Below are 18,830 nucleotides of genomic sequence, written 5' to 3'. Positions count from 1 at the left end.
CTGTTTGTCTACGGACGATCCACAAATTCGCGGTTAAATGCCAGAAAATCGGTAAATGAACGAGCACTGAGGTGTTCAAGGTAATAGGCTCTGTGCTGTGCTATTTCAGGCGCTGATTGCGATAACATCAGCATGACCCCCTCATTTCCAGCCTCTAATACTGACCCGGCCAAAATGGCCGCAACATACTGTTGTGCCTGATCTTCTGGTTGCAAAACAGACGCAATATATAGTTGGTTGTATAAATTCAATGCCGGGGTAAACGCATAAGGACAGGACTCGCGGTATACATGACCCACCGCCAGATCAGGGATCAACGCACACCGTCCCCCAGCCATAAACGCCTTGGCGCTCAAAAACTGCTCATCGCCGCCCCACTCCAGCAGCCCAACCAGGCCGCCAATTTCTTCATAAAATGCTTTGCTAAAGCAGTAAAATGCGCCATAAATACACGGAATAGTGAGGTCTTGTGTTGGTTCCAGTAACCAATTTATGTGCTGAAAGTCCTTCGGCTCCTGTACCGGAATATAAACACCACACCCCAACGGCGCCGTTTCAACCTTTTCCCAGTCGGTATTAAGATGCACCGACTTACTACAAAATATCGTCCTGGGCTCGCTTTGAATCAGGTGCGCAACGTGAGTGTCCCAGCCAGAATCATAAAACTGCATGTGCGCATCCAGTAATACAATATTGTCGTATGACGCAATTTTAATACCCAGTTCCCGGCAAGCTGCTACACCGATCCTGAAAGAGTTGCGTATGTACTCAGCTTCAAATATCTTTGCATACTTTTCATAATCATAGCCATCATCGCTGGCATCATTGATCAGTATGATCTCTATGTCGCTGGTAATCGTTGCTTTGATACTTTCCAACGTCTTCCTGACATTATCGCCTTCATTCAAAAATGGCATAACCACACTCAGACTCACTGGTAAACCTCGCAATTAGTAAAAATAATTGACTCAATGTACCCGCAGTGATACGTTAAATCAAGATTAACAAAACGTAAATAAAGGAGTGATATATGAAACCATCATTAAATAAAAAGCACATTAAGAAATTATCAAGTGATAACAAAGATATGTTGCAGGCGGCAACACCTCAGGTTGCCGGCGGAATACGCTCATTACCGCCAACAAACCCAATGCAAGACTGCCCTATGACGAAAAACAAAACACGCTGCGTTGAGTGCTTGCCTACAGGTCCTGTGACTTGCCCTTGCCCACCAGTAGGTTAAACAGATTATAGATCCTTTGGTTCGAATCTAATAATACCAGTCGTAAAACTAGCTCAGCTCTCAGTGTTGAACAGACACGCATAATGCATACATTATGGCCGAGCTGCGCTAACTTTAGGGCAACCAACTGTTGCCACTAAAGGTTACAAATCAAACACACTTGTTGAGCGATTCTCAAGCCACTTTTCAAACTTGGCTTCGCTGACCAGGTTGGCTATTTTTTGCTTGAAGCTTCTGTACCCCGTCCGTTCATTGAACCGGACTAAGTTCAAAGACTCTTCATGGCGTGATGACATGCCTCTGGCCGCTCTGCGTACCGCGTCATCAAAGTAGCCACTTTTGCTATTCACGCTGGACAGGTAGTCACATATATCCCTGTCACCCCATTCGTTGTAGCAAAAATCTTTACCACTGCCACCTTTACCTTTAGGGATTTCATCGCCTCTTACAAACAGAATGTCTCCGCCATCCCCGCCGTATAATCCGATATCAGAATAGGTTGAAATTGCGGCCAGGAAGTCTTTGCTGCCACCACCATTGAGCTCGCAGTGTCCGCCTTCACACACAATGATATCCTGACCGCTGCCGCCCCAGAATTTGGCGCGTCGATTCCAGCGGCTGCCCCCGGAATCCACCAGCAAGTCAGCGCCTGAATTACCATAAAGGCGGTCTTCACTGCCATCATTACCAAACAGCAGGTCGTCACCATCGCCGCCGTGTAGTTTATCCGAGCCTTTATTGCCAAACAGCACATCATCGCCTGCTTCACCATATAGCTTGTCGTCATTACCGCCGGATTCAGTGCCGCCAAGATACATTTGAATACCATCATGATCGGTCTCAAGCAAAGAGTCTCCAATGATCCAGTCATTGCCGGCACCACCTTTGATGGTGTCTTTATCTGCACCACCTACGAGCAAATCGTGCCCGCTGCCGGTTATAATGCTGTCTTTGCCATCACGACCGTACACAGTAAAGTTCAGGTTTGAACCTGATGCATTCAGCACATCATTACCGTCAGACAAACTGACAGAAATGCTGTGAATGCCACTGGTATAGGCACAGTGCTGATAGTCTTTGGTGTAGGCCAGTACATAGTCATCATATTGCTCTATGTACAATTCAATACCCGACTCAATCGCCTGGATCCCCCACAACCCATTGTATGAATAGGTTGAGAATTCATTAAGCTGCGAATCACATCGCTCATAAGCCTGGGTAAACGCCTCTGATGGCGCTAAAAACGTAGCACAACTGCTCGACTCAATATTTTTGATATGACTGTCGGCAGGCCCTTCCAACCCTTCAACCAGGCAGTCTGTGCCCGCGCCGCCATCGACATACTCATAGCCATCATGGGTAAAAATCGTGTCGTTGCCAGCATGAGAAAAAACAAAGTCATACTCATTGCCGGTTTGAATATAGTCATCGCTGTCACTGCCCGTGACTCTTTGGTGGGCATCCAGACCGGAGCCATCAAAAGTACCGCCCGATTCTGGCAAGTAGACAGCCAGACCATTGTAATTACTAAGGTCAAACACCTCACAACGGCCATTGTATTCAAGCATTGCCGCAGACTTAGTGCCCGATGCGGTCAACGTCTGCTCAGTAAGCGCTGGATGCACAGCAATATAACTCAAGCCATCTTCCGTTGCGCCATATTCAACCGACATATCTGCCCGGTTGATCCCCGTACAATTGGCCCATGAGTACACCGGCATCAGCAGTGCGCCATACAGAGCGAGTTTTTTTATATTCATCAGAGTGCTCACTTATCGTTTTCAGAGGTGATAACGTCATTGTCCTGATACTTATAAAACGACAATGTGCAACCAATGTGGATTGACTCGCAAAGCAGAAAAAACGCCATGACAGGTTGTAGAAACCACCCCAACCAGTTAACCTTTCGCCTTCAAAAAAAACCCAAATGTAACTGTTGATTAAAATATTCGAATATCAAAGGCATGCGTTGTAAGTCACGTATACGCAAATTTGTTTGCTATTTGGCTGTCGAAAGATAAGTGCTTTGGATCACAAAATTAAGGATAAGTTATGAAATTCACAAAAGCTGCGCTAAGCCTTGCCTTAGCTTCTTCTTTAACATTCGGATTCAACGCGAGCGCAGGTCAGGACATTACCTTTAAACTTGCTGCGACCACAGATGGCACCAATCACTCTGTACCTATGCCAATCATGGGCCAGAATGCTTTTTCATTTCAGGTAGTACTGGATTATCAGTATCAAAACAACGGCGGTACATGCACAATCTTGTATAGTGAAACCGCCTGTACAATTGAAAATATGAGCGGTGCGGTTACCCTGTCAAACATACACTGGGGAAGAGCATCGATGCATAAATCCATGCAGCAGATTTCAAGCTGGATGTATGTGAACTCGCAGGAGCAAACTTCAACAGTACTCATCCCGTCCAGTAATGTGCACTTTTACTTTTTAGACAATGCACAACCTACAGCAACATTGAATGTGTATGGTCGTTCCTCACATCAGGTGGCCAATTACGGGCGCGCCAGTATGCAAACAACCAAAAATGCCAACAATCTGGGTTTTGAACTGGCTCGCCTGCCTTACAATACCAAGCAAGACGGCGTGAAATTTCCAATGATGGCAGGCTGTATGAACCTGGCGGTACTCAACACCAGTGCATCAAGCATTACCCGGGTGAATTTTACTCAGGCCAATCAGACAACCGGCCCCATCACAACCACATTGTGCGTACCTGGGAATGACATAACCACCTTTGTTGGGATAGATACCACCACAGAACGAGTCGCTAATATCTCGACTCAGGTTCCGGCTGAATTGTCTCACTTGTATAAATAATTCTTTATTTGGGAGCTGAAACCATCAGGCTCCCTCTTTTAAAAGCTATCGCTGGTCACAGCCTCTTCTTGCACCAGGCCCGGCAACTATTAAACATTCTCAATTGCCTCCTTCTATTCTCTGGGTTAAGTTTTGTACCTATAAATCAATATTTCTATTCAAAGGCTTGAGACACAGGCAAAGAGACAATACGCATTATCCGTCTGTGAAGGAGCACACATGACCCGAGATCTAACCTATGATGGCCTTCGAGGCTGGTTGCTAATCATCATTGCCTGCAACCACCTGTTTGGCAGTTTTGTTACGCAGTTTACCCGCACCCCGCTGGGATTTGTTTCAGCTGCCGAGGGATTTGTGTTTTTGTCTGGTTTTGTTGCTTATCTGGTGTATGGGCGACTGGCTGGTGATAGCAAAACGATGCAGCACAAAATATGGCGCCGCTGTTGGGTGATTTACGGGTTTCATCTGAGCGCGATTGTGCTGTGTTTTTCACTGGTGGCCTTGTTTCCTATGTATATCCCACAGTGGTCTGATTTTTTTAATGCTGCCAACTGGTTTAGCAATCCCATCCAAAGTGCTTTGTCTGCCACCTTACTGCTGGAACACCCAGGTTTTCACGATATTCTGATCCTCTACCTGGTGCCTATGGTGTTTCTGCCTTTTGCTATTCAGGCGCTTAAACAAGGTAAAGTGTGGTATGTCATCACAGCTTCCTTTTTAGTCTGGTTGTTGGCCCAGTTTGTAACGGCTGAGTTTTTAGCGCCGCCGTTTAGCCATGTATTTAACGACATTACCTTAAACGTGAGTCATTTTGATCCCTTTGCCTGGCAAATTTACTTTTATATGGGCGTGGTGCTTAGCTATCTGAAGTTTGATAAGAGCCATAGCTTTACGTTCACACCTGTGGTGCGGGTAATGCTACTCAGTGGTGTGGGCTTCTTTTTTATTGTTAAACATGGTTATCCGCAGCTCATGCAACCTTACTACGCAGGCCACGGCAGCGCTTCATTACTCTATCAACTCAACCTGCTGTTGAGCGCGTATCTGATAATGCTGCTAATGCGTCGTTTTTCGTGGCTCTTTACACTCAGATATCCAGTGTTTCTCGGCCAGCATGCCCTGCCCGTTTTTACCTTTCACTGTGTGGTGATTTACTTTCTGCTGCCATGGAGTCATACATATACCACCGCCCAATGGTATTGGGATGTGTTGATTTGCATGCTTTTTGTCAGCTTATTAGCCATTCCAGCCAAGCTAGACTCGTGCTGGCGTAGCCATTGCGGCAAGAATACAAGCCATGCAAGTACAGTTAAGCAGGTCAATAATTCTTACTAAGCAACTATAGCATATATACTGCGCAGCTCATCACACTCAACTGAGTAACAATTTACTCAGAAAAAAACACAAAATAAAAACATTGTTGACATAAGCAGATACATTAGACTAGTGTAATGCTCGCTTATAGCGAATAAGCAAACTGTATCAAAAACTTAAAGGATTATTATATGAAACTAGGTCTAAAGAAAAAAAGCTTCAAGTCTCTCAGCACTGATAATAAAAAACTACCAAATAATGCAACACCAGCTGTAGCTGGCGGTCGTGTAACAGACTATTGGTCAAACCATTGCTGGACTCACGAAATTAATACCTGTGATAGCGCAAAGCACACTGATGTTGCGGCGACATATTGTGCACGTTCTGCTATGTGCTAAACAGCACAAAAAAACAAAAACCATGCTTTAAGCAAGCATGAGTTGCCAAAAACCAGACCTGAGTCTGGTTTTTTTGTGCAAACGGAAATCCGGGGGAACAAGCATCCTTGTCGTTTTAGCCAGTTGCTTTATTCCTGAAGGCATTTATTCTTGCTTTTGATCTTACTTTGTTCAGAAAACAGCATATCCGGGCAGGAAAAGTCATCACCAAACATCAGATATAACTCGTATACATGTTCTATGGTCATCACTGAGCGACCCGATTCAAAATTACTGATTGTTGACTGATCAACATTGAGCTTAGCGGCCAGCTGAGCCTGTGAAAGCTTGTTCTTATGCCTTAACTGTCGCAAATTACATTGTAATCTGAACATCAGTTTATTGATCCTTTGCTTTCTGCCAAATGCATCATTTTTCATACTCGAACCCTTATCACCTTTACTCTGCCAGCTGACCCTATACGGATTTACGCAGTCCAATTTCAACCATGACAACACACGTTTTGTTTTGCATGCACGCCAGACGTCATTAACCGCTTATGTGTATTGCTTGTCCAAAGTGCTGTGTGAGTATTGTCATCCCAATATTTAATTAAAAGCCGCTTAATGTAACCAATCTGTTGACCTTTTTAACGATTGGAAATATCGTGTAACGCACAGTCCCGCACGGCTGTTGCATCGGTATAGGTCGGGTACTCTAACTTATGCCAGATTGACATGTTCCCTTTTTGTATTAACATTGCGACTTTCTTGTTAAGATTATGTTCATTCGAATGTGGAAAAGTCTCCGCATTCCAATAAAAAAGGAAAAAAAGGACGTGATTGATGGCGATGATTTAAAGGCAATGAGGAAAAACGCCGGCATATCCCAGGAACTGATGGCAAAAAAGTTAGAGTGCGACCGTAAGACAATCAGTAACTATGAACAGGGTGTCAGCGACATTAAGTCTAAACAGCTGTTTCGCTGGTTGATGCTATGCAAAATAGATACACGATCTTTACTCAATGAAATCAGGCAAATTAGTGGCAGTTTAAATCGCCATGATGCGTCAAAGTTACAGGATGACGAAAAATGAAAAAGATACGCCCACTCACACTTCTAACTAAATTGGCTTCTCTGGTAAAACTAACTGGCCGGAAAATGAGTCGAGACCTGAGTAATGATAAAAGTTTATCTGGTGGGCAAGGACTATTGGTCACGGGTTGCGGACCTTACCGACCTGATAAACCAAGGGCTAAAGGGCCTTATAAACCGGTCAGGCCTGAAGCTTGTGAGGTTAATGCAGTGCAAGTTCTTTCTGAAAATTTAAGTGTGGGAGTAATGGGTGGAACTACAACAACGACACCGCCTCGATCTATGGAAACAGATATATTTCAGGTGTCTTCGCTTAAAACAGAAAATATAAATAAGCTTTCCAAGCGCACATGCAGCTCAATATCTGGCAGTACAGGATATAAGCCACCCAGAGCCAAAGTTGCTAGCTTATTGAATGACACCAAGCCGAACTATTCAAAAAATGGCCTAAATTCAAAAAGAATAAAGACTGATATTTGCACTTCTATATCCGGAGGCACTACAGGCTACAAACCACCAAGAGTAGCGAGAGAGTTATCTGCCCCAACCTTTCCTAAAAACTCTACTGCTAGCCAAGAACTGACTCTAAAAATGTGTAATTGTATATATGGTGGAAGTGGAGCATACAAGCCTCCTAGAGTTGCTCGAATACACATCGATTCAGATCCCATTATTCCGGTAGAAAGTTCTCAAGGATAGTAAATGAAACTCTCAAACCTAATTTTAATTAGCATCGTCGCAATGGCAATCTTCTATATTCAATTGTGGAATCCCACAATTGTAACACCGCTGTACTTAATTCTCTTAGGTGTAGGAGTGATATATGGTTACTATATAAAAGATATAAATATGACTCATATTTCCAGCTTTATTTTTGTTTTGACTGCTCTCTCACCTGCCATATTTGAAACTGGGCTAATTAACTACGTGACACCTGAGGAAAACAAGTTATTACAAGGCACATTGATCTATGGAATTCAGTTGTTAATTAGCTTAGCAATCGTATTGGTATTAATTTTCAGAGTTCAACTTTCCCGGAAGTTATCCACTTCACCCAACATACAACTCACTCACTTCGATGGTGTTTTTCACTGGCTTTATATGTATACCTCGTTAATTTATCTGCTGGGTTTACTTGAAAACATCGCGTGGTCTTACTTCGAGATGAAATCCTGGACATTGATATATGATAATTTTGAAGGATTAATCTATATCGCCTGGGCACTGTGTTGTGGCGCATTGCTAACCATGATGATCCTGTCCGCAAGAGAAGGTGGTACGCAGGCTTCCCGCGCATCTTAATTGACTTTTAAAATACTATCGCCAAATGCCAGTCAGCAAAACTAACTGGCATTTTTTGTGCGCCCCTCTAACTTGCATGCACCCGTTTTATTTCTTCAATTAAAGCCTCAGCTAAGGGCGATGCCGTATTACTTTTTGACGTGATCAGCATCACCGGGATCTGATAGGCGTATTTTTCTGGCAGTATGGCTCTGAACATGCCTTTGTCGACCCAGTAGCTGGCGTAATGCTCAGGCAGGTAACCTATAAACTCGCCAGACAATATTAAGTGGGCAATGCCTTCGTCGTGATAGGCAATGGCACTATTCTGATAGTTAAGGCCATCGTTGCGCACTTCTTTATCGCGCAGGTAGTTACTGGTGATCACCTCGGCCTCGGCAAGTAATGCCTCTAGCTTTGCACTGTCGCTCTCGGCCACATCATCTTCAAGCAGCTCAAACAGGGGATGTCCTTGCGCACAATATAAATAGTTGTACTCATTGTGTAGCGGATAATAATCCAAACCGCATAGCTGATGGCGGCTCACGCCCAGTCCCACCAGAGAGCGGCCATTGACCACTGAGGTTTCGACTTCGCGGGCTTCACACACATGGATATCAAACTGAATATTGCCACCGCGGGCTTTGAGCGCCGAAATAGCTCGTGCTAAACCGCAACGGGGATCGCTGACCATAGTATCTATGGTAGCAATGGTCACTCGCCCCGAAAGTTCATTTTTAGAACTGGCCACAGTGCTGGCAAAAGCCTCACACTGTTGCAGCAGCTCCAGCGATGCCTGATAAGTCACCCTGCCCGGCTCGGTCAGCTCAAAGCCGCTGCGCCCGCGTTTGCATAATTTCAGGCCCAGTCGCACTTCCAGATCCGACAGGTGCGAACTAATGGTCGAACGACCGATGTTCAGGCGCGACTCTGCGGCTGACAGTCCACCACATTCTACGATGGCGACAAAGATCCGCAGCAGCCTTAAATCAACGTCTTGTACCTGCATGCGTATTTACCTCTTTTGGTTTATGGCTTGTAATGCTCCGGCCCACTCTATTTCTTTCGTCAGATTTAACACCCAAGTTGCCTGTTAGTAGATCCCGCATCAAGTGCGGGATGACCAGAGTGGGTGCGGGATGACCGGAGTTGGATGCTGGATAACAGGATGTACAGACTAATTGCATATTATAAGTGCAGCCATTTAAATTCATTCACCATCTGAACTAAAGCGAAAGACTCACCCTTTACTTCCCTCTCCCCAGCCATTTATCCTGTCATCCCGGCCTCCTCTTACGTCATCCCGGCCTTCTCTTCCGTCATCCCGGCCTTGAGCCGGGATCTACGCCCAGACTATTTAGGCGTCTGGTGTAACACCCAAGTTGCCTGTTAGTTGATCCCGCATCAAGTGCGGGATGACCGGAGTTGAGTGCTTAACAATCGGAGTTGAGCATTTAACAACCGAATTTAAGTGCCTAATAACCGGGATTGAGTGCAGGAGGGCCAGAGTGAGGTGCCGAATAACGAAGCATAAAAGCACACTAATCAAACTATCCACCATCACACCTTTTCACAAAAGCCTACCCTTTTCTTCCCTCTTCCCGGCCTTCTCTTCCGTCATCCCGGCCTTGAGCCGGGATCTACGCCCAGACTATTTAGGCGTCTGGTGTAACACCCAAGTTGCCGGCTGGTAGATCCCGCATCAAGTGCGGGATGACCGGAGTTGGATGCTTAACAATCGGAGTTGAGCATTTTACAACCGGAGTTGGGTGCCTAATAACCGGTGTTGGGTGCTGAATTACCGGAGTTGAGTTCGGGATGACCTAGGTTAAACGTACGCTGTTCAACCAAAACAACACCTCTTACTCGCCCAAACTTTTAGTTCGATACTTTTTAGTTCGATACTTTTAGTTCGAAAATATCGGAATGAATTACGATAATTATGCATTTATAAAACTACTACAGCAAGTTAGGATTGCGGGATAAAAACAACATCTGCATGTAACAAGATGATATTTAGGAGAATAAAATGACGTTTAGATATGGTATCGATCGTCTGGACTTGGACACAGTCAACGGCATTGCCGACGGCAGCATTAAAGCCGAGCTGTGTCAGGAAGCGCTGGATAAAATCAACGCCAGCCGCAGCAATGTCGACGTAATGGCCGCTTCTGATAAGGCCGTATACGGTATTAACACTGGTTTTGGTCCGCTGTGCGACACGCAAATCTCACCTGCCGAAACCAATCTGCTGCAAAAAAACCTGCTTATCACTCATGCTGTTGGGGTTGGCGAGCCAATCGCTAAGCCCATTTCTAAGCTGATGTTAATCACCAAAGTTCACGCACTGAGCCAGGGCTTCTCAGGTATTCGCCTGGAAACCGTGGAGCGTATGCTGAAGTTTATTGAGCTGGACCTTATCCCTGTGGTGCCGGAGCAAGGCTCTGTAGGTGCATCGGGTGACCTGGCGCCGCTGTCTCACTTATTCCTGCCGCTGCTTGGCGAAGGTGAATTCTGGCAGGGTGACAAAATTGTACCTGCGGCCGACGCACTAAAAGAACATGGCCTGGAGCCAATGGAGCTGCACGCCAAAGAAGGCCTGGCGCTGATTAATGGCACTCAGTTTATCCTCTCACACGCCATTACCGCGCTGACCAAAATGCGCTACCTGCTCGATTTGGCTGACGTTGCCGGTGCCATGAGTATTGAAGGTATGCAGGGCAGCCAGTCGCCGTTCCGTGAAGAGCTGCACCAAATTCGCGCCTTTGCCGGTAACCTAGAAGTGGCCAAGCGCATGCGTCGTTTATTCAAAGACTCGCAAAATATGGCCGACCACGAAGAGTGCGACCGCGTACAGGACCCGTATTCACTGCGTTGTATTCCGCAAGTGCATGGTGCGTCTCGTAACGCCTACAACCACCTTAAAGAGCTGGCAGAGATTGAAATGAACTCAGTCACCGACAACCCGATTGTGATCAGCAGCGAAGAAGCCATCTCAGGCGGTAGCTTCCACGGTCAGCCGTTGGCCATGGTGCTGGATTACGCGTCGATTGCTGCTGCTGAGCTGGGTAACATTTCAGACCGCCGCTGTTATTTGCTACTGGAAGGTCTGCACGGCCTGCCGCGCCTGTTGACGACTTCTGGCGGTCTTAACTCGGGCATGATGATCCCGCAGTACACCACCGCAGCTTTGGTTACCGAAAACAAATCGCTGTGTTTCCCGCCATCAGCAGACAGCGTACCAACGTCCATGGGCCAGGAAGACCACGTGTCTATGGGGAGTATCTCGGGTCGTAAACTGAACCAGATCCTGGGGAATCTGGAAAAAATCTTTGCCATTGAGCTGATGTATGCTGCTCAAGCCATCGAGTTCAGACGTCCTAACACCTGCTCAGACCTGATTGAAGAGAACTTTGCGCTGATCCGCAGCAAAGTAGCAAAACTTGAAGAAGACAGACTGCTTAAACCTGACATTGATCACATGGTAGCATTGGTTAAGTCACAAGCATTTACGGTTAACTAAGGGGAAAATAACAATGACCACAACACTGAGTTTTCAGGACCAAATTAAGCAAGGGATCCCCAGTGAGTTGCCTGCACCTAAGCCTTACCCGGCAGGTGCCAACCGCGCCCCTAAGCGTAAAGACATTTTATCAGCCGACGAAAAGCAACTGGCGCTGCGCAATGCGCTACGCTACTTCCCGAAAGAATGGCACCAGGAGCTGGCGGCTGAATTTGCCGAGGAGCTGAAAAACTTCGGCCGTATTTACATGTACCGCTTTAAGCCTAACTACGACCTTAAAGCGCGCTCTGTCAGCGATTATCCTGCTAAGTGTCAGCAAGCCGCAGCCATCATGCTGATGATCGACAATAACCTGGATCCGGCAGTTGCGCAGCACCCGGAAGAGCTGATCACTTACGGCGGTAACGGCGCGGTATTCCAGAACTGGGCGCAGTACCTGCTGGCCATGAAATACCTGAGCGAGATGGAAAGCGATCAAACATTGCACATTTACTCAGGTCACCCGATGGGCTTGTTTCCATCAAGCGAAGATGCCCCAAGGGTTGTTGTCACCAATGGTATGATGATCCCCAACTACTCTAAGCCTGATGACTGGGAAAAATTCAACGCACTGGGTGTCACTCAGTACGGCCAGATGACTGCTGGTTCTTTCATGTACATTGGCCCACAGGGCATTGTTCACGGTACCACCATCACTGTGATGAACGCATTCCGTAAAGTCCTTGAAAAAGGTGACAGCCCGAAAGGCAAAGTATTCCTGACTGCCGGTCTTGGTGGCATGAGTGGTGCACAACCTAAAGCCGGTAACATCGCTAACTGTATTACCGTCTGTGCCGAAGTGAACCCGGCCGCTGCCACCAAACGTCACCAGCAAGGCTGGGTTGATGAGCTGATCGACAACATGGACGAGCTGGTTGCCCGCGTTAAAACCGCGCAGGCGAACGAAGAAGTGGTATCAATTGCCTTCATCGGTAACGTGGTTGATGTCTGGGAAACCTTCTATGAGCAGGATATTTTCATTCACTTGGGGTCAGATCAGACGTCGCTGCACAACCCCTGGTCAGGCGGTTACTACCCGGTCGATATCAGCTTTGAAGAGTCTAACCGACTGATCCGCGAAGAGCCGGAAGTCTTTAAAGAAAAAGTTCAGGCCACGCTGAAGCGTCACGCTGATGCGGTGAACAAGCACACGGCCCGTGGTACTTACTTCTTCGATTACGGCAATGCTTTCTTGCTCGAATCATCCCGTGCCGGTGGCGACGTGATGGCCGAAAACGGCATCGACTTTAAATATCCGTCTTACGTACAGGATATTCTTGGCCCAATGTGTTTTGACTACGGCTTTGGCCCATTCCGCTGGGTATGTGCTTCTGGCAATCCGGCTGATCTGGACAAAACCGATACCATTGCAGCTGAAGTGCTGAACAAGATCATGGCGGAATCGCCGGAAGAGATCCAACAGCAGATGCAGGACAACATCACCTGGATCAAAGATGCCAAGCAAAACAAACTGGTGGTTGGCTCACAAGCTCGTATTCTGTACGCCGATGCACAAGGTCGTATGGAAATAGCCAAGGCCTTTAACGATGCAATTGCTCGTGGCGACATTGGTCCTGTGGTATTGGGCCGTGACCACCACGATGTAAGTGGTACCGATTCACCGTTCCGCGAAACTTCAAACATTTATGATGGCAGCCGCTTTACCGCAGATATGGCCATTCACAACGTGATTGGCGACAGCTTCCGTGGAGCAACCTGGGTGTCTATCCACAACGGCGGTGGTGTTGGCTGGGGTGAAGTGATCAACGGCGGTTTTGGTATGGTACTGGATGGCAGCAGCGACGCTGAGCGTCGTCTTAAGTCTATGCTGTTGTTCGATGTTAACAATGGTATTGCACGTCGCAGCTGGGCCCGTAACGAAGAAGCCAATTTTGCGATCAAACGTGAAATGGCCCGTACGCCTAAGCTGAAAGTAACCCTGCCAAATGGCGTAGACGACGAGATTTTAAATAATCTGTCGCTGTAAGCTTTTGCAAAGGGCTTAACAATGGCTGCCTCGGGCAGCCATTTTTTGTCCAAGATAAGTGTGACAGGCCAGGCGAACTTGTTCTGCTTCATGAGTACTTTACTGGTTACTCATTTTAAAAAAATAACACCTTGATTTATTTTACATTTATATATTTACTCACAGATTTTGTGACTATCTTGTGAGTAACTCAAGGATTATTCAGTTATCTATCAACAGTGTTTTAATCCACATCCAAATCGTTTTCTTACAGAGCAATCGCCCTGATACAATAAGCCACCCACACATTATTCACGAATAACGCCTAGTGACGCAGTGCAGGCAATAATGAAGCGCCGGTTCCGTCCACCTCAGACAGTAAGTCCAGGCCCAGGATCTGTGCTACTACAGGATAAATATCGAGGTTTTTCACCGGGCCAATCTTCACCCCCTGTTTAAACGCCGGGCCCACTGCAACAAAGGTCGCATGCATATCCTGTGTAACGGCAAAGCCATGCGTGCCATAGTGTTTGTCTTTGTCATCGTATGCAAAATAACGCGGTGCCTGAGTTTCAATCACAATATCAGCCGTCGTTGCATCTATCGTCACACCGCGACTTTTGAGTGTTTCTTCACTGAGGATATCATAGCGACCGCGAGCATTGCGTTTCAGCTGTGCCCGAATCTCTTGCAGGTCCATCTCCGTGTTGGGTTGTTTATATAACCAGACCTGCGTGCCACTGTTCTTTACTATAAAATCACTCAGATCAATGCCCAGATCAGAAAGCTGCAAACTCCGCTCAGGATCCAGCTGAGCCATACCATGGTCTGACACAATGATAAGGTTGACGTCCTGCTCTACTTCGCGCTGTATGCGCCGCGCCAGCTGACCTATCAATTTATCCACCTTTTGCACCGCCTCATAAGTCTGTTGTGCATCAGGACCAAAGTCATGGCCCATGGTGTCGACGAGTGAAAAATACCCGGCAACAAAGCGGGGGCGAGTCTGCTCTGGTAATTTCAGCCATTGAATTATCTGGTCAATACGTTGTTGATAGTCACTGTGCTTTGAATAGTGGTAAAAATAGCTGGGAGTCATACCATTGAAGCGGGCATCGGATTCGGGCCAGAAATAGGTTGCCGCTTTTAACCCTTGCATTTGCGCCAAATTCCAAAGCGGGATCCCTTTTAACCAGGAGCTGTCATCCTGACCATGCCCCATTTTGTAACACTGGTTACGGTCTTTGTCGCAAAAGTGGTTGCCCACAATACCATGATTGGACGGCAGCAAGCCGGTTATAATCGAGAGGTGATTGGGAAAAGTCTTAGTCGGGTATACAGGCTCCAGATACTCGGCCCTCACTCCCTGCGCAGCCAAAGAAGCCAGATTCTTTGCATTATGCTTTTCAATGTAGTCCCAGCGAAAGCCATCCAGTGAGAATATCACTACACTTTGATCAGATGCCTGAACAGGTGACGCCTTAACTGATGCTGCCTTAACAGGTAATATAGAAGCAGCGCTAAAAACCGTGGTAATAAAAATCAGCAAAGCCGATAGTGCGCGAGTTGTCATCATGCCCATTTGTTCCTAAAACAATAAACCAACGGGCGCACTGTAAAACTAAAAGATGAATAAAATGAAGGACCTTTTGCCGAGACTGGGCCTATTTTCGACTAATCACAGATTTTCAGGACGAGTCACCCCGCCCCGTTTTCAGTTATCGTAGATGCTGAACCAGAGCCCACAGCTCACCTGTGCAACTCACTTCAGCCAGCGCGCCATTGATCATCACCAGATTGGGCGCAATATGAGAAACGTCCACTCCCGTTACAACCGGAATCGTCAAATCCCCTAACGCCATTTTGACCGCAGTCTCTCCGTCAAACGCTTTTCCGGCTCTCCCCGAAACGGCATTGCGACCGATAAGGATACCGGCAGCGTGTTCAAACGCACCGCGTAATTTGAGACTCTGTAAAGCCCGGTAATAGCCAGTTGGCGACTGCTCAGCATTTTCAAAGTAAAAGATCAGCTTGTCATCCGGGTGCCTGTCAAGCAGTCTTTGCGGATCAAAATACTCAGAGCCAAACATCAGCATATGTGTGTCCAGACATCCTCCCAACAAGCGCCCGCTAAACGACACTGAGCCATCAAGCTGTTCATCATGATTTAATCGCTGCCAGCCACTTTGCTCTGTCAAATTAAATACCGCTTCACTGTCTTGCGCATAATTGCTGTAGCCTTGTTCAAAAAAAGGCGCGGGATATTGCGTAAACGAACCGCCTGATGCCGTATACAAATGCTTAAAAGTGTTGGCGGTCAAGGGATCCGACTGTGCAAGTGAAAGCTGCATAAGGTTAGTGCAATGACATGTAGCCCAGCCCAGTTTACTGGTAAATGCGCTCAGCACGGTGCTGATATCTGAAAACCCCATTAGCCACTTAGGCCGGGCATGTTGCAGTGCCTCCCAATCGAGCAAGGGTAACAAGTCCATGGCAATTTCACCGCCCCAGGGGGCCATAATGGCATCAACCTGATCGTCCATTAAAAACCGCATAAGCTCTTCAACGCGCTGAGCTACCGGTGCGCTGACATGCAGCTGGTCGTCCCTTAAACACTGACCTTCGAGCACCTTAAACCCACGTAGCACCAGGTCTTGTAACACTCTGTCAAGGCGAGCGTGCAAAGGTGAAGGTACACCACTGGAAAAGGCGGTAACAGCAATCGTACTGTCTGAGGTTAAGGGAGCGGGATAGTACATAAGGCATCCTTTTTACATGCTAAAAATTTAAAACCATTTAATTCATCACGTTAGGCATGTATTAATCACATAATTTCCTCACTTTGTCACCTCGTTTCGCGCCTTTCTCACGCTTTTTGTACTTGTTCAGACAACAATGAGCTCAGCTTTTTACGAAACGGATAAAACAATGAATAAGTTGAACGCACTAAGCTTAACACTCTGTACTTTATATACGGCTTGTGGCGCGGCCCAGCAATCGTCTGAGCACATTCGCCCCTGGCAACAATTTACGCAAAGTGAAACGGCAATCCCCCGCCTGAACAATGCGCCACTCATAGATGGTGAGCTCTCTGCCACGGAGTGGCAAAATGCTCGTGTGATCACGGAGTTTGTTGAATTCCGTCCAACCGTCGGCGGGACCCCCAGATATCCGATCACGGCATATGTTGCCTACGATGAACAATACTTTTATGTTGCAGCAAAAATTACTCAACCTGCCAATACCATTATGGACAGAGTGCTTACCCAGGGTGAGCGGATCTGGAACGAAGACTATTTTGGCCTCATCATAGACACCAATCATGACAAATCAGACGGCTACCTGTTTCATGTTACTCCTTCTGGTGTGCGTGAAGACGGCCTGGTCAATGGCACCGAGTATATCGCCGAGTGGAAAACGCTGTGGTACGCCAAAACTCAGCAACAGGACGACGGCTGGACAGTTGAAATTGCAATCCCCATGCAGTCAATGTCTTTTGACCCGGATGCCAAAAACTGGGGGCTACAGCTACGTCATAAACTATCCAGCCCCTATGTCCAGTCTTTCTGGAATCTCAATAACCCCAACTCGTATGGCTGGCATGCCTCGCAAACCGCGCCGATCTCCGGGCTCAATAACTTAGATCAGGGCCTGGGAATCGAAGTCAAACCCGGCCTGGCTTACAAAGAAACACAGACTGAGAGCCGCTTTGAGCCCTCACTGGATGCGACCTATCGGTTTACTCCGAGTCTGACAGGTCAGCTTACACTCAATACAGATTTTTCGGGTACAGACGTTGATGAAATTGAAATGAACATGACACGGTTTGGCCAGTACTACAGTGAAAAGCGCGATTTCTTCTTGCAGGATAGCCAGATTTTTCGTTTCGGCGGCATGGACGATGACGATAACAACGGCATGCCCTTTTATTCGCGCCGCATTGGTCAGGGCCCGCAGTCAGGTATACTGGATGTAAATTGGGGGACCAAATTAACAGGCCGGATTGGCAACACAGATCTTGGCATACTGAGCGTCAATCAGGAACGTGACGGCAATCTCGAGGAAACTACCCAGCTTAGCGTAGCCAGAGCCAAGCAACATATTGGCGAGCACCACCAGCTCGGCGCTATTTTCACCCATGGCAGTGCCGATGACAGTCACAGCCAGGCACTGACGGGTATTGACTATCGCTTTGATGATTTACTTTTTGGTGAAGAGCAGTTTATTGCCAATGCCTTCTATCAGTCTGTTGACGTCCCCAACGAGACCACCGATAGCGATGGTAAATCCTATGGCCTGGCATTCAAATTACCCAATGATAAGTTTTATCTGGATACCAAGTATCGCTATATCGGCAAAGATTTTAATCCGGCGATGGGCTTTGTGAACCGTACCGACCTTAAATACTATCACCTCACCAGTCACTATCGGGTTCGCCCACAATCAGGCTGGCTGGGAGACAATCTCAACCTCTATCAGGTCAGAACCTATTATAAGCGCTGGGAAAATACCGAAGGCGAGAAGAAAGGTCAGCAACTGTTCTTACAGCCTTTAGTGGTACAAACCCGGTCTCACGACTATTTCTCCATCAGTTACGATATGTACAACAAAGTGCTCAGAAACCCCTTTGAGTTTCGCGACAATATTCAGTTTGCCGAGGGGGAATATGATTACAATCAATGGAACATTTATTATGAAACAGCCAGCGATCGGCCTGTTTTTGTTAGTGGCCGGCTCGTCAAAGGGGGTTTTTTCGATGCCGACCTTGAGCGCTTTAGTCTGACCATTAACACTCGCCCAAACAAGCATTTGTACGTGCAACTTGGCCGTCATATGTACTACTACGAACGCGCCGGTGAAAAGAGCAATATGTACAACACCCGGCTAAAAGTGAATATTGCCTTTAACAGCGAGTGGTCATGGAACTCACTGTTGCAACATAACACCCAATCCGACAGCTTCTCGCTCTTTAGCCGGTTGCGCTACGAACCTGCACCGGATGAGCTGTACCAGCTAAGTATCAACAAGGGTTATGATCTTGAGGACGGCTGGCACGATAAAAAACGCGTTTTTTCCGAAACAGCCATCAAACTAAACTACACCTATCGCTGGTGATCTAACCCTGAGTAATGGGCGTTGTCAGTTAGCAGC

At 47.0% G+C, this 18,830-nt stretch carries 16 protein-coding genes; 10 read left to right on the top strand and 6 right to left on the bottom strand.

Annotation, left to right across the window (positions count from 1 at the left end; genetic code table 11):
- Nucleotides 1-8: 8 nt before the first annotated feature.
- Nucleotides 9-917 (bottom strand): glycosyltransferase, encoded by a 909-nt coding sequence (locus ACXAH1_RS21025; RefSeq protein ID WP_475199374.1) that lies wholly within the window; start codon nt 915-917, stop codon nt 9-11.
- Between the two features lie 113 nt (nt 918-1,030).
- On the opposite strand from ACXAH1_RS21025, the gene ACXAH1_RS21020 reads away from it, so the two are divergent.
- A complete protein-coding gene (locus ACXAH1_RS21020) occupies nt 1,031-1,243 on the top strand; it encodes a hypothetical protein (protein WP_475199371.1) in 213 nt (70 codons plus the stop codon).
- 143 nt (nt 1,244-1,386) lie between these two features.
- Here ACXAH1_RS21020 and ACXAH1_RS21015 read toward each other — a convergent pair whose 3' ends face one another.
- Nucleotides 1,387-3,003, bottom strand: a complete 1,617-nt coding sequence (locus ACXAH1_RS21015; RefSeq protein WP_475199368.1) for a calcium-binding protein — start codon at nt 3,001-3,003, stop codon at nt 1,387-1,389.
- A gap of 292 nt (nt 3,004-3,295) precedes the next feature.
- Between ACXAH1_RS21015 and ACXAH1_RS21010 the strand changes: the two genes are divergently transcribed.
- From ACXAH1_RS21010 to ACXAH1_RS21000, 3 genes are all read left to right on the top strand, one after another.
- A complete protein-coding gene (locus ACXAH1_RS21010; protein ID WP_475199366.1) occupies nt 3,296-4,084 on the top strand; it encodes a hypothetical protein in 789 nt (262 codons plus the stop codon).
- A gap of 219 nt (nt 4,085-4,303) precedes the next feature.
- Nucleotides 4,304-5,419 (top strand): OpgC domain-containing protein, encoded by a 1,116-nt coding sequence (gene opgC, locus ACXAH1_RS21005; RefSeq protein ID WP_475199364.1) that lies wholly within the window; start codon nt 4,304-4,306, stop codon nt 5,417-5,419.
- A gap of 170 nt (nt 5,420-5,589) precedes the next feature.
- Nucleotides 5,590-5,796, top strand: coding sequence for a hypothetical protein (locus ACXAH1_RS21000; protein ID WP_475199361.1), 207 nt, complete (start codon nt 5,590-5,592; stop codon nt 5,794-5,796).
- A 128-nt stretch (nt 5,797-5,924) separates the two neighbouring features.
- On the opposite strand, the gene ACXAH1_RS20995 is transcribed toward ACXAH1_RS21000, so the two are convergent.
- A complete protein-coding gene (locus ACXAH1_RS20995; RefSeq protein WP_475199359.1) occupies nt 5,925-6,215 on the bottom strand; it encodes a helix-turn-helix domain-containing protein in 291 nt (96 codons plus the stop codon).
- A 341-nt stretch (nt 6,216-6,556) separates the two neighbouring features.
- Between ACXAH1_RS20995 and ACXAH1_RS20990 the strand changes: the two genes are divergently transcribed.
- From ACXAH1_RS20990 to ACXAH1_RS20980, 3 genes are read left to right on the top strand one after another with little or no spacing between them, the layout of a single operon-like run.
- The gene (locus tag ACXAH1_RS20990; RefSeq protein ID WP_475199357.1) at nt 6,557-6,871 is read left to right on the top strand and encodes a helix-turn-helix domain-containing protein; all 315 of its coding nucleotides are present in this window, start codon (nt 6,557-6,559) and stop codon (nt 6,869-6,871) included.
- Complete coding sequence (locus ACXAH1_RS20985) at nt 6,868-7,569, top strand: hypothetical protein (RefSeq protein ID WP_475199355.1); 702 nt, start codon at nt 6,868-6,870, stop codon at nt 7,567-7,569. Before ACXAH1_RS20990 ends, ACXAH1_RS20985 begins: the two co-directional genes overlap by 4 nt.
- 3 nt (nt 7,570-7,572) lie before the next feature.
- On the top strand, nt 7,573-8,172 hold the full coding sequence (locus ACXAH1_RS20980; RefSeq protein ID WP_475199354.1) for a hypothetical protein: 600 nt from the start codon (nt 7,573-7,575) through the stop codon (nt 8,170-8,172).
- A 67-nt stretch (nt 8,173-8,239) separates the two neighbouring features.
- Here the strand turns inward: ACXAH1_RS20980 and ACXAH1_RS20975 are convergent, their stop codons facing one another.
- Nucleotides 8,240-9,160, bottom strand: a complete 921-nt coding sequence (locus ACXAH1_RS20975) for a LysR family transcriptional regulator (RefSeq protein WP_475199351.1) — start codon at nt 9,158-9,160, stop codon at nt 8,240-8,242.
- Nucleotides 9,161-10,180: 1,020 nt separating this feature from the next.
- Here ACXAH1_RS20975 and hutH point away from each other — a divergent pair.
- Nucleotides 10,181-11,674, top strand: a complete 1,494-nt coding sequence (gene hutH / locus ACXAH1_RS20970; RefSeq protein WP_475199348.1) for a histidine ammonia-lyase — start codon at nt 10,181-10,183, stop codon at nt 11,672-11,674.
- A gap of 13 nt (nt 11,675-11,687) precedes the next feature.
- On the top strand, nt 11,688-13,700 hold the full coding sequence (locus tag ACXAH1_RS20965; RefSeq protein WP_475199346.1) for a urocanate hydratase: 2,013 nt from the start codon (nt 11,688-11,690) through the stop codon (nt 13,698-13,700).
- Between the two features lie 304 nt (nt 13,701-14,004).
- Here the strand turns inward: ACXAH1_RS20965 and ACXAH1_RS20960 are convergent, their stop codons facing one another.
- Nucleotides 14,005-15,252: an alkaline phosphatase family protein gene (locus tag ACXAH1_RS20960; protein ID WP_475199393.1), complete on the bottom strand. Its 1,248-nt coding sequence runs from the start codon at nt 15,250-15,252 to the stop codon at nt 14,005-14,007.
- Between the two features lie 145 nt (nt 15,253-15,397).
- Nucleotides 15,398-16,438 (bottom strand): S66 family peptidase, encoded by a 1,041-nt coding sequence (locus ACXAH1_RS20955; protein WP_475199344.1) that lies wholly within the window; start codon nt 16,436-16,438, stop codon nt 15,398-15,400.
- Nucleotides 16,439-16,607: 169 nt separating this feature from the next.
- On the opposite strand from ACXAH1_RS20955, the gene ACXAH1_RS20950 reads away from it, so the two are divergent.
- On the top strand, nt 16,608-18,794 hold the full coding sequence (locus ACXAH1_RS20950; protein WP_475199342.1) for a carbohydrate binding family 9 domain-containing protein: 2,187 nt from the start codon (nt 16,608-16,610) through the stop codon (nt 18,792-18,794).
- The last annotated feature ends 36 nt before the right edge of the window (nt 18,795-18,830 follow it).

The sequence above is a fragment of the Pseudoalteromonas sp. AWH4_217 genome, from assembly GCF_056161105.1.
This window is presented reverse-complemented; position numbering and strand designations above follow the sequence as displayed.

Bases quoted from the DNA above. Each gene is read 5' to 3' on its own strand.
- ACXAH1_RS21025 (WP_475199374.1), bottom strand. From the start codon at position 917: ATGCCATTTTTGAATGAAGGCGATAATGTCAGGAAGACGTTGGAAAGT.
- ACXAH1_RS21020 (WP_475199371.1), top strand. From the start codon at position 1,031: ATGAAACCATCATTAAATAAAAAGCACATTAAGAAATTATCAAGTGAT.
- ACXAH1_RS21015 (WP_475199368.1), bottom strand. From the start codon at position 3,003: ATGAATATAAAAAAACTCGCTCTGTATGGCGCACTGCTGATGCCGGTG.
- ACXAH1_RS21010 (WP_475199366.1), top strand. From the start codon at position 3,296: ATGAAATTCACAAAAGCTGCGCTAAGCCTTGCCTTAGCTTCTTCTTTA.
- opgC (WP_475199364.1), top strand. From the start codon at position 4,304: ATGACCCGAGATCTAACCTATGATGGCCTTCGAGGCTGGTTGCTAATC.
- ACXAH1_RS21000 (WP_475199361.1), top strand. From the start codon at position 5,590: ATGAAACTAGGTCTAAAGAAAAAAAGCTTCAAGTCTCTCAGCACTGAT.
- ACXAH1_RS20995 (WP_475199359.1), bottom strand. From the start codon at position 6,215: ATGAAAAATGATGCATTTGGCAGAAAGCAAAGGATCAATAAACTGATG.
- ACXAH1_RS20990 (WP_475199357.1), top strand. From the start codon at position 6,557: ATGTTCATTCGAATGTGGAAAAGTCTCCGCATTCCAATAAAAAAGGAA.
- ACXAH1_RS20985 (WP_475199355.1), top strand. From the start codon at position 6,868: ATGAAAAAGATACGCCCACTCACACTTCTAACTAAATTGGCTTCTCTG.
- ACXAH1_RS20980 (WP_475199354.1), top strand. From the start codon at position 7,573: ATGAAACTCTCAAACCTAATTTTAATTAGCATCGTCGCAATGGCAATC.
- ACXAH1_RS20975 (WP_475199351.1), bottom strand. From the start codon at position 9,160: ATGCAGGTACAAGACGTTGATTTAAGGCTGCTGCGGATCTTTGTCGCC.
- hutH (WP_475199348.1), top strand. From the start codon at position 10,181: ATGACGTTTAGATATGGTATCGATCGTCTGGACTTGGACACAGTCAAC.
- ACXAH1_RS20965 (WP_475199346.1), top strand. From the start codon at position 11,688: ATGACCACAACACTGAGTTTTCAGGACCAAATTAAGCAAGGGATCCCC.
- ACXAH1_RS20960 (WP_475199393.1), bottom strand. From the start codon at position 15,252: ATGACAACTCGCGCACTATCGGCTTTGCTGATTTTTATTACCACGGTT.
- ACXAH1_RS20955 (WP_475199344.1), bottom strand. From the start codon at position 16,438: ATGTACTATCCCGCTCCCTTAACCTCAGACAGTACGATTGCTGTTACC.
- ACXAH1_RS20950 (WP_475199342.1), top strand. From the start codon at position 16,608: ATGAATAAGTTGAACGCACTAAGCTTAACACTCTGTACTTTATATACG.